This is a genomic window from Crossiella sp. NPDC003009, assembly GCF_053591555.1.
In genome coordinates this window covers 331,198-344,579 of record NZ_JBSFUA010000003.1, presented here as the reverse complement: position 1 = coordinate 344,579, position 13,382 = coordinate 331,198, and the positions used below count along the sequence as shown (strand labels likewise).

14 protein-coding genes are annotated in these 13,382 nt (G+C 72.0%); 9 read left to right on the top strand and 5 right to left on the bottom strand.

From position 1 onward, the window contains the following. Positions 1–52: 52 nt before the first annotated feature. Together ACWDY5_RS05760 and ACWDY5_RS05755 are read right to left on the bottom strand one after the other, a co-directional pair. The gene (locus ACWDY5_RS05760) at positions 53–1,540 is read right to left on the bottom strand and encodes a CoA-acylating methylmalonate-semialdehyde dehydrogenase (protein ID WP_449721123.1); all 1,488 of its coding nucleotides are present in this window, start codon (positions 1,538–1,540) and stop codon (positions 53–55) included. Between the two features lies 1 nt (position 1,541). Then, on the bottom strand, positions 1,542–2,552 hold the full coding sequence (locus tag ACWDY5_RS05755; protein WP_449721122.1) for a LacI family DNA-binding transcriptional regulator: 1,011 nt from the start codon (positions 2,550–2,552) through the stop codon (positions 1,542–1,544). A gap of 120 nt (positions 2,553–2,672) precedes the next feature. Between ACWDY5_RS05755 and ACWDY5_RS05750 the strand changes: the two genes are divergently transcribed. The 9 genes from ACWDY5_RS05750 to iolD are packed head-to-tail and all read left to right on the top strand — an operon-like array spanning position 2,673 to position 11,977. Next, on the top strand, positions 2,673–3,683 hold the full coding sequence (locus tag ACWDY5_RS05750) for a Gfo/Idh/MocA family protein (RefSeq protein ID WP_449721121.1): 1,011 nt from the start codon (positions 2,673–2,675) through the stop codon (positions 3,681–3,683). Continuing rightward, positions 3,680–4,561 (top strand): TIM barrel protein, encoded by an 882-nt coding sequence (locus ACWDY5_RS05745; RefSeq protein WP_449721120.1) that lies wholly within the window; start codon positions 3,680–3,682, stop codon positions 4,559–4,561. Before ACWDY5_RS05750 ends, ACWDY5_RS05745 begins: the two co-directional genes overlap by 4 nt. 18 nt (positions 4,562–4,579) lie before the next feature. After that, positions 4,580–5,569, top strand: a complete 990-nt coding sequence (locus ACWDY5_RS05740; RefSeq protein ID WP_449721119.1) for a sugar ABC transporter substrate-binding protein — start codon at positions 4,580–4,582, stop codon at positions 5,567–5,569. After that, complete coding sequence (locus ACWDY5_RS05735) at positions 5,566–6,600, top strand: ABC transporter permease (protein ID WP_449721118.1); 1,035 nt, start codon at positions 5,566–5,568, stop codon at positions 6,598–6,600. The genes ACWDY5_RS05740 and ACWDY5_RS05735 overlap by 4 nt, the downstream gene beginning before the upstream one ends. After that, on the top strand, positions 6,597–7,379 hold the full coding sequence (locus ACWDY5_RS05730) for an ATP-binding cassette domain-containing protein (protein WP_449721117.1): 783 nt from the start codon (positions 6,597–6,599) through the stop codon (positions 7,377–7,379). Before ACWDY5_RS05735 ends, ACWDY5_RS05730 begins: the two co-directional genes overlap by 4 nt. Further along, the gene (gene iolC / locus ACWDY5_RS05725; protein WP_449721116.1) at positions 7,376–8,317 is read left to right on the top strand and encodes a 5-dehydro-2-deoxygluconokinase; all 942 of its coding nucleotides are present in this window, start codon (positions 7,376–7,378) and stop codon (positions 8,315–8,317) included. Before ACWDY5_RS05730 ends, iolC begins: the two co-directional genes overlap by 4 nt. Continuing rightward, entirely contained in the window at positions 8,314–9,204 is an 891-nt protein-coding gene (locus tag ACWDY5_RS05720) for a Cgl0159 family (beta/alpha)8-fold protein (RefSeq protein ID WP_449721115.1), read from the top strand. Before iolC ends, ACWDY5_RS05720 begins: the two co-directional genes overlap by 4 nt. Beyond that, entirely contained in the window at positions 9,201–10,091 is an 891-nt protein-coding gene (iolB, locus tag ACWDY5_RS05715) for a 5-deoxy-glucuronate isomerase (protein ID WP_449721114.1), read from the top strand. The genes ACWDY5_RS05720 and iolB overlap by 4 nt, the downstream gene beginning before the upstream one ends. A gap of 20 nt (positions 10,092–10,111) precedes the next feature. After that, positions 10,112–11,977, top strand: a complete 1,866-nt coding sequence (gene iolD / locus ACWDY5_RS05710; protein WP_449721177.1) for a 3D-(3,5/4)-trihydroxycyclohexane-1,2-dione acylhydrolase (decyclizing) — start codon at positions 10,112–10,114, stop codon at positions 11,975–11,977. A 150-nt stretch (positions 11,978–12,127) separates the two neighbouring features. Here the strand turns inward: iolD and ACWDY5_RS05705 are convergent, their stop codons facing one another. The 3 genes from ACWDY5_RS05705 to ACWDY5_RS05695 all read right to left on the bottom strand — a co-directional run bounded on the left by ACWDY5_RS05705 (position 12,128) and on the right by ACWDY5_RS05695 (position 13,199). Then, positions 12,128–12,691 carry an HdeD family acid-resistance protein gene (locus ACWDY5_RS05705; protein ID WP_449721113.1) on the bottom strand — a complete coding sequence of 188 codons (564 nt, stop codon included), beginning with the start codon at positions 12,689–12,691 and terminating at the stop codon, positions 12,128–12,130. Further along, positions 12,684–12,881: a hypothetical protein gene (locus tag ACWDY5_RS05700; RefSeq protein WP_449721112.1), complete on the bottom strand. Its 198-nt coding sequence runs from the start codon at positions 12,879–12,881 to the stop codon at positions 12,684–12,686. The genes ACWDY5_RS05705 and ACWDY5_RS05700 overlap by 8 nt, the downstream gene beginning before the upstream one ends. 135 nt (positions 12,882–13,016) lie before the next feature. Further along, the gene (locus tag ACWDY5_RS05695) at positions 13,017–13,199 is read right to left on the bottom strand and encodes a DUF3073 domain-containing protein (RefSeq protein WP_252483844.1); all 183 of its coding nucleotides are present in this window, start codon (positions 13,197–13,199) and stop codon (positions 13,017–13,019) included. Between the last annotated feature and the right edge of the window lie 183 nt (positions 13,200–13,382).

Sequence of the window (13,382 nt, the reverse complement as noted above, 5' to 3'; positions counted from 1 at the left end):
GGCACTGACCTGTTTCCCCTGGCGCGCAAGGGGAAACAGGCCGACCCGAGCCTCAGCCGGTCGGGAACCCCAGATCAATGCCGGACTCCCGCGGCCAGCGGGCGGTGACCGCCTTGAGCCGGGTGTAGAACTTCACCCCGTCCGCCCCGTGCACGTGCGTGTCGCCGAAGAGCGAGTCCTTCCAGCCACCGAAGCTGTAGTACGCCATCGGCACCGGGATGGGCACGTTGATGCCGACCATGCCGACCTGCACCCGCCGCTGGTACTCCCGCGCGGCCAGGCCGTCCGCGGTGAACACCGCGGTGCCGTTGCCGTAGGGGTTGGCGTTGACCAGTTCCACCGCCGCCTCGAAGGTGGGCACCCGCACCACGCACAGCACCGGCCCGAAGATCTCGTCGGTGTAGATCGACATATCCGTGCCGACCTGGTCGAACAGCGTTGGCGCCAGCCAGAAACCGCCCTCGTGACCCGCCGGTGCGAACCCGCGCCCGTCCACCACCAGCTCCGCGCCCTGCTCGACACCACTGTCCACATAGGACCGGACGCGGTCCCGGTGCACCCCGGTGACCAACGGCCCCATCTGCGACCTCGGGTCCGTGCCAGGTCCGGTCACCAGTCCGGCCATCCGCTCGGCGATCGCGGGCACCAGCCGGTCGCCCACTTCGCCGACCGCGACCACCACCGAGATCGCCATGCACCGCTCACCGGCCGAGCCGAACCCGGCGTTGATCGCGGCGTCCGCGGCCACGTCCAGGTCGGCGTCCGGCAGCACCACCATGTGGTTCTTCGCCCCGCCCAGTGCCTGCACCCGCTTGCCGCTGGCCGTGCCGCGCGAGTACACGTGCCTGGCGATCGGCGTGGAGCCGACGAAGGACACCGCCGCCACGTCTTTGTGGTCCAGCAGGGCGTTCACCGCGGTCGCGTCGCCCTGCAGCACGTTCAGCACGCCGTCGGGCAGCCCGGCCTCGGCGAACAGCTCGGCCAGCCGCACCGCCGCGGACGGGTCCCGCTCGGACGGCTTGAGCACGAAGGCGTTGCCACAGGCCACCGCCATCGGGAACATCCACATCGGCACCATCACCGGGAAGTTGAACGGCGTGATGCCCGCGACCACGCCCAGCGGGTGCCGGGTCGAGTAGGCGTCCACCCCCCGGCTGACCTGCTCGGAGTGCTCGCCCTTGAGCAGCTGCGGGATGCCGCAGGCGAACTCGGCCACCTCCAGTCCGCGCTGCACCTCACCGGCGGCGTCGGAGAGCACCTTGCCGTGCTCGGCGGTGATGATCGCGGCCAGCTCGTCCCGGTGCCGGTGCACCAGCTCGCGGAAGCCGAACAGCACCCTGGACCGCTGCGCCAGCGAGGACTCGCCCCACTGCGCGGCCGCCTTGACCGCCGAGGCCACCACCGTGTCCACATCGGACTGATCGGCGAGCACCACCTCGCGCGTGAGGAGGCCGGTGGCCGGGTCGAACACCTCGCCTCGGCGGCCGGAGACGCCCTCAGCGCGGGCGCCGTCGATCCAGTGCGGGACGAGCTGGGACATGTCAGGAACCTCCTGGGGGAGCGGCGGTGGTCGAGCGGATCACCAGGGACGGGTGCAGCAGGTGGCGGACCGGGCTGGTGCGGCCGTGCCGGACCCGCTCCAGCAGGGCCTCGGCGGCCAGCCGCCCCATCTCGATCCGGGGCTGGTCGACGGTGGTCAGGGAGACGTGCCGGAGCGAGGCGAGCGCGCTGTTGTCGTAACCGACCACCGAGACGTCCTGCGGCACCCGCAGCCCGGCCTCCTCCAGCGCGGAGATCGCGCCGATCGCGTTGTAGTCGTTGGCCGCCACGATCGCGGTGGGCAGCGGTCTTCCGTTGCGGGAGCTGAGGAACTCGCGCACCGACTTGGCCCCGGCCGCGTCGGTGTACTCGCTGGGCACCACCTCGGCGGTCAGCCCGTGCCGCCGCATGGCCAGCTCATAACCTCGTCTGCGCAGCGCGGACTGCGAGCCGCCGCCACCGTCGAGGTGCACGATCCGGCTGTGCCCCAACGAGACCAGGTGGTCGACCGCGAGCAGCGAACCCACCTCGCCGTCGTCGTTCACCGTGTCCACAGTGGACAGTCGGGCGGACCGGGACACCAGGGTCACCGGCACCTGCTCGGCCGCCGCGCCGATCGCGCTCGCGCTCACCACGGGTCCGAGCAGTACCAGTCCGGCAGGCCGGAAGGAGAGCAGGCTGGTCAGCGCGCCGCGCTCGCGGGCGGGGCTGCGGCCGCCGGTGTTGATGATCAGGTCGAAGCCCTCGGTCCGGGCGGCCGCGTCCACCCCGTCCACCACCTCGGCGAAGAACGGGTTGTGCAGGTCGGAGACCATCACGCCGAGCACGGTGGAGGTGCGGCTGGCCAACGAGCGGGCCATCGCGTGCGGCGAGTAGCCCAGCTCCTCGGCGGCCTTGAGCACCGCGGCCCGCCGCTGCGCGGAGACCTTGGGCGAACCGCGCATCACCAGCGAGACCAGCGCGCGGGAGACCCCGGCCCGCGCCGCCACGTCCTCCATGGTCGGACGGCCCATCGTGCTCCTCCAACTGGCTGTGACCCTTGACACCGCGAGGCGGACGCTACAGCATTAGCGCGCTCCAACCAATAGAGCGCTCTAACGCACAGTAGCGTTGACCAGGACGGAGATCCCCGGATGCGGATCGGAGTAGCGGGAGTCGGGCGGATCGGCACCATGCACGCCACGAACCTCGCCACCTTGCCCTCCCTCGACCAGGTCGTGCTGTTCGACCCGGTGCCCGGCCGGGCCGCGGCCTCGGCCGCCGCGCTGGGCGAGCGGGCCAGGGCGGTGGACACCCTGGACGAGCTGCTGGCCGCGGCCGACGGGGTGCTGCTGGCCACCCCCACCGACACCCACCCGGAGATGCTGCGCCGCGCGGTCGCCGCCGGGGTGCCCACCCTGTGTGAGAAGCCGATCGCGGGCGACCTGGACACCATGCGCGCGCTGGTCGCCGAGGTGGAGGCAGCGGGGGTGGAGGTGCTGGTCGGCTTCCAGCGCCGGTTCGACCCGGCCGTGGTCGAGTTGCACCGCCGCATCCGCTCCGGTGAGCTGGGCACCGTGTACCTGGCCAGGGCCATCGGCCACGACGCGCAGCCGCCGGACTTCGGCTACCTGCCCGCCTCCGGTGGCATCTTCCGCGACCTGCTCATCCACGACCTGGACGCGGTGCCGTGGCTGCTCGGCGAGCCGGTGGTGGAGGTCTACGCCTCCGGCTCGGTGCTGGTGCACGAGGCGTTCGCGCAGGCCGACGACGTGGACAACGCCGTGGTCACGCTGCGCTTCGCCAGTGGCGCGCACGCCGTGCTGGCCGGTGGCCGCCAGGACGCGCTCGGCTACGACCACCGGATCGAGGTGCTCGGCAGCAAGGACTCGCTGGCCGTCGGCCTCGACCCGCGCACCCCGCTGACCTCGCTGGAACCGGACGGCCCCCGGGCCGCCGCGGACGCCTACCCTGGCTTCACCGAGCGCTTCCACCGCGCCTACCTCAACGAGATGGCGGTGTTCACCGAGGTGGTCGCGGGCAACGCGGGAAACCCTTCGCCGGCCAGGGAGAGCCTGGTCAGCCTTGAGCTCGCGCTGGCCTGCGAGCAGTCCCGCCGCTCCGGTCAGCCGGTGCGCCTGGAGTCCGCGGCGGTGACCGCGTGAGCGCGCCGAAGCTGGCCGGCGCGCCGATCTCCTGGGGCGTCTGCGAGGTCCCCGGCTGGGGTCACCTGATCGAGGCGGACACCGTGCTCGGCGAGATGGCCGAGCTGGGCCTGACCGCCACCGAGCTCGGGCCGCCGGAGTACCTGCCCACCGACCCGGCCAAGCTGCGCGAGCTGCTCGGCGGCCACGGGCTGAGCATGATCGGCGGCTTCCTCGCCGTGGTGCTGCACGACGAAACCGTCGAACAGTCCACAGTGGACGAAGCGGAGCGGACGGCCGCGCTGCTGGCCGCCACCGGGGCCGAGGTGCTGGTGCTGGCCGCGGCCACCGGCCTGGACGGCTACGACGAGCGCCCCGCGCTCACCGACGCCGAATGGGCCACCCTGATCAGGGTTTCCGGCCGGATCAGGGACATCGCCGCCCGGCACGGCCTGCGCACCGTGCTGCACCCGCACGTGGGCACGCACGTGGAGCGCGGGCCCGAGGTGGCGCGGTTCCTGGCCGACTCCGACCTGGAGCTGTGCCTGGACACCGGGCACCTGCTGATCGGTGGCGCCGATCCGGTCGAGCTGGCCCGCGAGCACGCGGGGCGAATCGGCCACCTGCACCTCAAGGACGTCCGGGCCGACATCGCGGCGCGGGTCAGGGACGGCGAACTGCCGTACGCCACCGCGGTCGGCCAGGGGCTGTACGTGCCGCTAGGAGACGGCGACGTGGACATCGTTGGCATCGTGCGCTTCCTGCGCGATGCGGGCTACCAGGGCTGGTACGTCCTGGAGCAGGACACCGCGTTGGCCGAGGGCGACGCCGACGCGGCCGCGCGGCCGAAGCAGGACACCGCGCGCAGTCTTGACCACCTTCGCCCCCTGTTCAACTGATCCTTCGGAAGGACGATGATGTCCCGAAGCACCAGGTTGACCCGGGCCGGGCTGGTGGTGGCGGCCAGTGCGCTGCTGCTGTCGGCCTGCACCGGACCGAAGGCCAGCGGGCCCGATCCGACCGGCGGCCCGGTCGGCGACGTGTCCGCCGGCCCGCTGCGGATCGCGGTCATCTCGCACGGCACCCCCGGCGACTCGTTCTGGAACGTGGTGAAGAACGGCGCCGAGGCCGCGGGCAAGGAACTTGGCGTCACCGTGGAGTACAACTCCGACGGCGACCCGGCCGGACAGGCCAAGCTGGTGGACAACGCGGTGGCCCAGCGGGTCGGCGGCCTGGTGGTGTCCATGGCCAACCCGGACGCGCTGCGCGAGTCGGTGTCCAGGGCGGTGCGCGCGGGCATCCCGGTGATCACCGTCAACTCCGGCGAGGCGCGCAGTGCCGAGTTCGGGGCCATCACGCACATCGGCCAGAACGAGGCGGTCGCCGGTGAGGCGGCGGGCAAACGCCTGAAGACCGAGGGCAAGCGCAAGCTGCTCTGCGTGATTCATGAGGCCGGCAACATCGGCCTCAACCAGCGCTGCGAGGGCGCGAAACAGGGCTTCGGCGAGGCGTCGAACCTCCAGGTGGACATCAGCAACCCCACCGACGCGCAGGCCCGGATCAAGGGCGCGCTCCAGTCCGACCCGGCCATCGACGCGGTGCTCACGCTGAACTCGCAGGTCGCGGGGAACACGGTGAGCGCGATCAGCGAGTCGGGCAGCAAGGCGCAGGTGGCCACCTTCGACCTCAACGCGGACGTGGTGGCCGCGATCAAGGCGGGTCAGGTGCTCTTCGCGGTGGACCAGCAGCAGTACCTGCAGGGCTACCTGCCGGTGTCCTTCCTCAAGCTGTACCGGGACAACGCGAACGTGGTGGGCGGCGGCAGGCCCGTGCTCACCGGGCCCAACCTGGTGGACAAGTCCACTGTGGACACTGTCGGCAAGTACGCGGAGAGGGGGACCAGGTGACGACCGCGACGCTGGACGAACGCGTTGGCCGCAAAGGCCTCGCGGACCGGTTGGTGGCCAGGCCCGAGCTGGGCTCGGTGCTCGGCGCCGTGGTGGTGCTGCTGTTCTTCTCCGTGCTCACCGACCAGTTCCTCACCCCGCTCGGGGTGGCCACCTGGCTGGACGACTCAGCCACCCTGGGCATCATGGCGGTCGCGGTCGCGCTGCTCATGATCGGCGGCGAGTTCGACCTCTCCGCGGGCGTGCTGACCGCCTCCACCGCGCTGGTCACCGCGATCCTGGCCACCAAGCTGGGGTGGAACACCTGGCTGGCCGTGCTGGCCTCGCTGGTGTTCGCGCTGGCGGTGGGCGCGCTCAACGGATGGCTGGTGATGCGCACCGGCCTGCCCAGCTTCATCGTCACCCTGGGCACTTTCCTTGCCCTGCAAGGGCTCAACCTCGGTGTCACCCGCCTGGTCACCGGCAGCGTGCAGGTCTCCGGCATGCGCGCCGCGGACGGCTACGAGTCGGCCGGGTTCGTCTTCGCCTCCACTGTGGACGTCGGCGGCACCTCGTTCCAGATCTCCATCGTGTGGTGGATCGGCGCGGCCGCGGTGGCCAGCTGGCTGCTCATGCGCACCCGCTTCGGCAACTGGATCTTCGCCGTGGGCGGGGCCGCGCCGAGTGCCCGCGCGGTCGGCGTGCCGGTCATGCGCACCAAGATCCTGCTGTTCATGACCACCGCGTTCGCCGCCTGGCTGGTGGGCACGATCAACATCCTGCGCTTCACCACCGTGCAGGCCAACCAGGGCATCGGCCTGGAGTTCCAGTTCATCATCGCCGCGGTGATCGGCGGCTGCCTGCTCACCGGCGGCTTCGGCTCGGCCATCGGGGCCGCGATCGGCGCGCTGATCTTCGGCATGGCCCGGCAGGGCATCGTCTTCGCCCGCTGGGACAGCGACTGGTTCCAGCTGTTCCTCGGCGTGATGCTGCTGGCCGCGGTGCTGGTCAACAACACGTTCCGGCGGCGCGCGGAGAGGGTGCGGAAATGAGCACACCACTGCTGGAGGTACGCGGGGTCGGCAAGCGGTTCGGCAGCGTGATCGCGCTGCAGGACGTCTCCACCGTGGTCGGCGCGGGTGAGGTCACCTGCGTGCTGGGCGACAACGGCGCGGGCAAGTCCACGCTGATCAAGATCCTGGCCGGCGCGCACCAGCACGACGAGGGCGAGTTCCTGCTCGACGGCGTGCCCACCAGGCTGGCCTCGCCGAGGGAGGCGCTGGACCGGGGCATCGCCACCGTGTTCCAGGACCTGTCCGTGGTGCCGCTGATGTCGGTGTGGCGCAACTTCTTCCTCGGCTCCGAGCCCACCACCGGCTGGGGCCCGCTGCGCCGCCTGGACCGCCGCGCCGCCCGGGAGACCACCCGGAAAGCGCTGGCGGACATGGGCATCGACCTGCGCGATGTGGAACAGCCGGTGGGCACCCTCTCCGGCGGCGAGCGGCAGTGCGTGGCCATCGCCCGCGCGGTGCACTTCGGCGCCAAGGTGCTGATCCTGGACGAGCCGACCGCCGCGCTCGGCGTGAAGCAGGCCGGAGTGGTGCTGCGTTATGTCGCCCAGGCCAGGGACCGAGGGCTCGGGGTCGTGCTGATCACGCACAACCCGCACCACGCCTACCCGGTGGCCGACCGGTTCCTGCTGCTCAAGCGGGGCCGCAGCCTGGGCAGCTTCGACAAGCCGGAAATCAGCCTGGCCGAGCTGACCAGGCAGATGGCCGGTGGCGCCGAGCTGGAGGCGCTGGAGCACGAGCTGCGGGGTGCCGGGTCGTGACCTCGCTGGAGATCCTCACCGTCGGCCGGGTCGGCGTCGACCTGTACCCCGAGCAGTCCGGTGTGCCGCTGGCCGAGGTCCAGACCTTCGCCAAGTCCCTCGGCGGCACGGCGACCAACGTCGCGGTGGCGGCGGCCCGGCTGGGCCGCCGCAGCGCGGTGCTCACCAAGGTCGGCCCGGACGGCTTCGGCGACTACGTCCGGCAGGCCCTCGCCGGCTTCGGCGTGTCCCCAGACCACGTTGGCACCGCTGCGGACCTGCTCACCCCGGTGGTGTTCTGCGCGCTCGACCCGCCTGCGGACCCGCCGCTGCTGTTCTACCGGCTGCCCACCGCGCCCGACCTCACCCTCACCGAGTCCGACGTGCCGTGGGAGCTGGTCGAGCAGGTCCCGCTGCTGTGGGTCACCGGCACCGGGGTGAGCGCCGAACCGGCCCGCTCGACCCAGCGCGCCATGCTGGAACGCAGGAGGCGGCGCAAGCACACCGTGCTGGACCTGGACTTCCGTCCGATGTTCTGGTCCGATGTGGACAGTGCGCGGCGGGAGATCGGCTGGATGCTGGACCACGTCACGGTCGCGGTCGGCAACCGCACCGAGGTCGAGGTCGCGGTGGGCACCGCGGACCCGGACGAGGCCGCCGCCCGGCTGCTCGACCGCGGCCTGTCCCTGGCCGTGGTGAAGAAGGGCGCTGAGGGCGTTCTTGTTGCCACCCAAGAAGGTTCCTGGACCGTCCCGCCGTGTCCGGTCGAGGTCGTGTGCGGTCTGGGCGCGGGCGATGCCTTCGGTGGCGCGCTTGCGCACGGCCTGCTCGCGGGCTGGCCGCCGGTGCGCATCGCCGGGTACGCCAACGCCGCCGGTGCGCTGGTGGCCGCCCGGCTGGCCTGCGCGGACGCCATGCCCACCCCGGCCGAGATCGACGAACTGCTGGAGCGAGTGTGATCACCGATTCACGCTGGGCCGAGTTGTTGCGCACCAGGGCAAGGGATCCCGAGGCGATCGGCAGGGCCTACGCCGAGCGCCGGGTCCGCGCCGACCCCTTCCAGGGCGAGACGCTGTTCCTCCTCGCCGCGGATCACCCGGCCCGGGGCGCGCTCGGCGTCGGCGGCGACCCGATGGCCATGGCCAACCGGCGGCAGCTGCTGGACCGGCTGCTCACCGCGCTGGCCGATCCCGCGGTGGACGGCGTGCTGGGCAGCCCGGACATCATCGAGGAACTGCTGCTGCTGGACGGCTTGCACGACCGCGTGGTCATCGGCTCGATGAACCGCGGCGGCCTGGCCGGCGCGGACTGGGAGATCGACGACCGCTTCACCGGTTACCACGCACAGTCCATTGTGGACAATCGGCTGGACGGCGGCAAGATGCTGCTGCGCTTGGTCGACGAGGATCCCGGCACCATCCCCACCCTGGAGTCCTGTGCGCGGGCGGTGTCCGAGCTGGCCGGGCACGGACTGATGGCCATGGTCGAACCGCTGCCCTACGCCCGCGACGAGCAGGACAAGCTGGTGCTGCGCCAGGACACGCTGTCGCTGGCCCGCGCGGTCACCGTGGCCTCCGCGCTGGGCACCACCTCCGCGCACACCTGGCTCAAGCTGCCCGCCGTCCGCGACCTGGCCGTGCTGGACGCGACAACCCTGCCCATCCTGCTGCTCGGCGGCGTGCCCTCCGGGAACCCGGACGCCGACCTCGAGAAGTGGGGCCCGCCGCTGCGGCATCCCGCGGTGCGCGGCTTGGTCGTCGGCCGCACCCTGCTCTACCCGCCGGACGGCGACGTGGCCACCGCGGTCGGCAAGGCCGCCCAACTGCTGAAGGAGATCCCGGCGTGAACCTGCACCGGCCACTGGGCACGATCAGCGACGGCGAGGACGCGGTCCGGCTGACCCCGGCCGACGCGGGCTGGACCTACACCGGGCTGCGCGTGCTGGTGCTGCACCCGAACACGCCAAGAGTGGTGGAGACCGGCGAGTTCGAGGCGTTCGTGCTGCCGCTCTCCGGCGGCTGCGTGGTCGAGGTGGACGGCGAGCGCTTCGAGCTCACCGGCCGCGACTCGGTGTTCACCAGGGTCACCGACTTCGCCTACGTGCCAAGGGATGCCACCGTCACGCTGACCTCTTCGCACGGCGCGGAGCTCGCGTTGCCGATGGCCCGCTGCACCCGCCGCCTCACCCCGAAGTACGGCCCGGCCGAGGACGTGCCAGCCGAGACCAGGGGCGCGGGCAACGCGACCAGGCAGGTCAACAACTTCGGCGTGCCGGGGGTCTGGGACCACGCGGACAAGCTCAACGCCTGCGAGCTGATCACCCCGGACGGCAACTGGTCCTCCTACCCGCCGCACAAGCACGACGAGGCCACCGACTGCGAGGTGGTCAACGAGGAGATCTACTACTTCCGGATCGCCGCCCGCGACCAGGTCACCCCCTCCCGCGAGGGCTTCGGCTTCCACCGCACCTACACCGCCGACGGCGAGATCGAGGAGGACGTGACCGTCCGGGATGGCGACGTCTTCCTGGTCCCGCGCGGCTATCACGGCCCGTGCGTGGCCGCGCCCGGCTATCCCATGTACTACTTGAACGTGCTGGCCGGACCGGCCGAGGAGCGTTCGATGGCCTTCTGCGACGACCCGGCGCACACCTGGATCCGGGACTCCTGGGCCGATCAGCAGACCGACCCGCGCTGCCCGGTGACCACCGCCGCAGGCCGCACCGACCGCTGAGGAGCACCGTCGTGCCCACCGTGAAGCTGACCACCGCCCAGGCCCTGGTGCGCTGGCTGATCGCCCAGCGGACCGAGCTGCTCTCCGGCGAGCAGGCCCCGCTGTTCCCCGGCGTGTTCGCCATCTTCGGCCACGGCAACGTGCTCGGCCTGGGCAACGCCCTTGAGGAGCACCGGGACGAGCTGGCGGTCTGGCGCGGGCAGAACGAGCAGGGCATGGCGCTGGCCGCGGTCGGCTACGCCAAGGCTGCCCACCGCCGCCAGGTCATGGTGGCCACCAGCTCGGTCGGGCCGGGCGCGCTGAACATGGTCACCGCGGCCGGCGTGGCGCACGCCAACCGGCTGCCGCTGCTCCTGCTGCCCGGCGACACCTTCGCCGGCCGCGCCCCCGACCCGGTGCTCCAGCAGGTCGAGCACTTCGGCGACCCGACCGGCACGGTCAACGACGCCTTCCGCGCGGTCAGCCGCTACTTCGACCGGATCACCCGCCCCGAGCAGCTGCTGTCCACCTTGCCGCAGGTGGCCCGGGTGCTCACCGACCCGGCCGACTGCGGCCCGGTCACCCTGGCTCTGCCGCAGGACATCCAGGCCGAGTCCTACGAGTTCCCGGCCGCGCTGTTCGAGCCGGTCCTGCACACCGTGCCCCGCCCCCGACCGGACACCCGCCAGCTGGCCGCCGCCGCGGAGACCCTGCGCTCGGCGCAACGCCCGCTGATCGTGCTCGGCGGCGGCGTGCGCTACTCCGGCGCGGGCAGCAAGGTGCTCAACTTCGCCCAGCAGCACGGCATCCCGGTCACCGAGACCACCGCGGGCCGCACCCTGGTGCCGCACGAGCACCGGCTGCACGCCGGCCCGCTCGGCGTCACCGGCTCCACCTCGGCCAACACCCTGGCCGGGCAGGCCGACGTGGTGCTGGCCATCGGCACCCGCCTGCAGGACTTCACCACCGCCTCCTGGACCGTGTTCGCGCCCGAGGTCCGCATCGTCAGCCTGAATACCGCCCGCTTCGACGCGGTCAAGCACGCCGCCCAGGAGCTGGTCGCCGACGCCCAGGAAGGCATCCGCGAGCTCGGCCAGGCCCTGGGCTCCTGGCAGGCCCCGGCCGACTGGACCGCCACCGCGGAAACCGAACGCGTCCGCTGGGACGCGCACATCGAGTCCCTGCGCACCACCCCCGCCGACCTGCCCACCTACGCCCAGGTGGTCGGCGTGGTCAACGAGGAGTCCGGCAAGCACGACTACGTGATGACCGCCTCCGGTGGCCTGCCCGGCGAGCTGATCGGCGGCTGGCGGGCCAAGGGCGCGCAGACCATGGACGTGGAGTACGGCTTCTCCTGCATGGGCTACGAGCTCGCCGGCGCCTGGGGCGCGGCCATGGCCAGGTCGGCCAGCCAGCCCGACGGCGTGGTCACCACCCTGCTCGGCGACGGCTCCTACCTGATGCTCAACGCCGAGCTGTTCTCCGCCGCCTTCGCCGGCCACGGCTTCGTCGCGGTGGTCTGCGACAACGACGGCTACGCGGTGATCAACCGCCTGCAACAGGGCCAGGGCGGCGCGGGCTTCAACAACATGTACGAGCACTGCCGCTCCGCCACCGGCGGCAAGCCCAGGGTCGACTTCGCCGCGCACGCGGCCAGCCTGGGCTGCGCGGTCACCGCGGTGGACAGCCTCACCGCCCTGGCCGAGGCCTACCGCCAGGCCAAGCAGACCGCCCGCACCGAACACCGCCCGGCCGTGGTGGTCATCCGCACCCACCCGTCCGCCTGGACCGAGGCAGGCGCCTGGTGGGAGGTCGGCATCCCGGAGACCGCGCACCGCACCGAGATCACCACCGCACACCAGGCCGCGGCCACCGAGAAGGCGAGACAGCTCCGCTACCTGGGCTGAGCACGGGCCTCAGCCCGCGCACTGCCCAGGGCGACCGTTCGCCTCATGCGCCCAGGAACAGTCCTGGGCCGAGGCGTGCTCGGCGGACGCGCGTCCCCACGGATGGCAGGCCTTCCTCGCCGGGGTCAAGGCTGGCGAGTTCGACTTCAGCTAGCGCGGCTGGGTCGAAGCCAGGTCCCGGCCCAGCTTGCGGAGCCGGATGCCCAGCAGCACCAGCACGATCCCCCACAGGATCGCGAACATCGCGATGGTCACGACCAGCGCCACCGCGCCCTCGCCGGGGAAGGCGAACAGCAGGCCGCCCAGCACCACCGACAGCGCGCCGCTGACGAACAGCAGCCACTCGCCGGTGATCACCTTGCGCAGCTGCCAGCCGGTCATGATCTCCAGCACGCCGGTGACCACCGCCCAGGCGCCGATCAGGAACAGCAGCACCAGCGCGGTGATGCCGGGCATCAGCAGGGCCACCAGACCCGCCAGCACGCCGAAGGCGCCGAGCAGGCCGACCAGCCAGCGGTCCGCAGACGGCGCGAGCTTGTCCGCCGCCGCGCCCGCGATCGCCGCGATGCCGTCCAGCAGCGCGTACACCGCGAACAGCACCACCAGCACGAGCAGGGTCAGGCCCGGCCAGAGCAGGCTGAGCACACCGAAGAGGATCGCGGCCACGCCGCGCACGACCACCAGCCACCAGCGCCGGAGCAACAGATCACCCATGCGCTGATTGTTGACCCGTTGGCGGGTCGGGGCCATTCGGCGCGGCCAGCAGCTCGCGCACCTCGGCCACACCCGCGGCCAGCCCGAACTGCTCGAAGATCACCAGCGCGGTCCGGAACCGGCCCACCGCCAGGGACCGCCTGCCCAGCGCGACGGCCACATGGCCCATCGTCACCAGGCCCTCGGCCATGACCCTGTCTACCGCAGCAGGGCACGCCAATCACCCGCCTGCGGGGAGCCACTCGGGACGCCGGAAACGCGCCAACGCATGAAGGCGCGAACTAGGCGGTGGCCGAAAGATCGGCCACCGCCTAGTTCGCGTCATTCAACGCCGGTCGTCGTATCCGTCGTCGTACGAGTCGTCGACGCGGTCCTCATCGGACCGATCGCCATCGGACTTGCCACCCGACAGCTCGCGCTGCAAGGCGTCGAAGTCCGTGGACCGGGTGCTGTACTTGAGCTCCCGGGCCACCTTCGCCTGCTTGGCCTTCGCACGGCCGCGCCCCATGGCTCGACCCCCTCGCACAGGGACGGGGGCGGCCGGGGGAACGGCGGCCCCACTCGTCTCAACGGTATTTTCCTGGCCGCCACAGTACCGTGTCAGTGCCCCCGATCGCGACGTGGCCACGCCTGCGCAGGCGTGCGTCACAACACCTCCGCCGACCGGGGTGCGGCACTGCTCTGGCCGCGT

Bases quoted from the DNA above. Each gene is read 5' to 3' on its own strand.
- ACWDY5_RS05755 (WP_449721122.1), bottom strand. From the start codon at position 2,552: ATGGGCCGTCCGACCATGGAGGACGTGGCGGCGCGGGCCGGGGTCTCC.
- ACWDY5_RS05705 (WP_449721113.1), bottom strand. From the start codon at position 12,691: ATGGGTGATCTGTTGCTCCGGCGCTGGTGGCTGGTGGTCGTGCGCGGC.
- ACWDY5_RS05750 (WP_449721121.1), top strand. From the start codon at position 2,673: ATGCGGATCGGAGTAGCGGGAGTCGGGCGGATCGGCACCATGCACGCC.
- ACWDY5_RS05700 (WP_449721112.1), bottom strand. From the start codon at position 12,881: ATGGCCGAGGGCCTGGTGACGATGGGCCATGTGGCCGTCGCGCTGGGC.
- ACWDY5_RS05760 (WP_449721123.1), bottom strand. From the start codon at position 1,540: ATGTCCCAGCTCGTCCCGCACTGGATCGACGGCGCCCGCGCTGAGGGC.
- ACWDY5_RS05740 (WP_449721119.1), top strand. From the start codon at position 4,580: ATGTCCCGAAGCACCAGGTTGACCCGGGCCGGGCTGGTGGTGGCGGCC.
- ACWDY5_RS05730 (WP_449721117.1), top strand. From the start codon at position 6,597: ATGAGCACACCACTGCTGGAGGTACGCGGGGTCGGCAAGCGGTTCGGC.
- ACWDY5_RS05695 (WP_252483844.1), bottom strand. From the start codon at position 13,199: ATGGGGCGCGGCCGTGCGAAGGCCAAGCAGGCGAAGGTGGCCCGGGAG.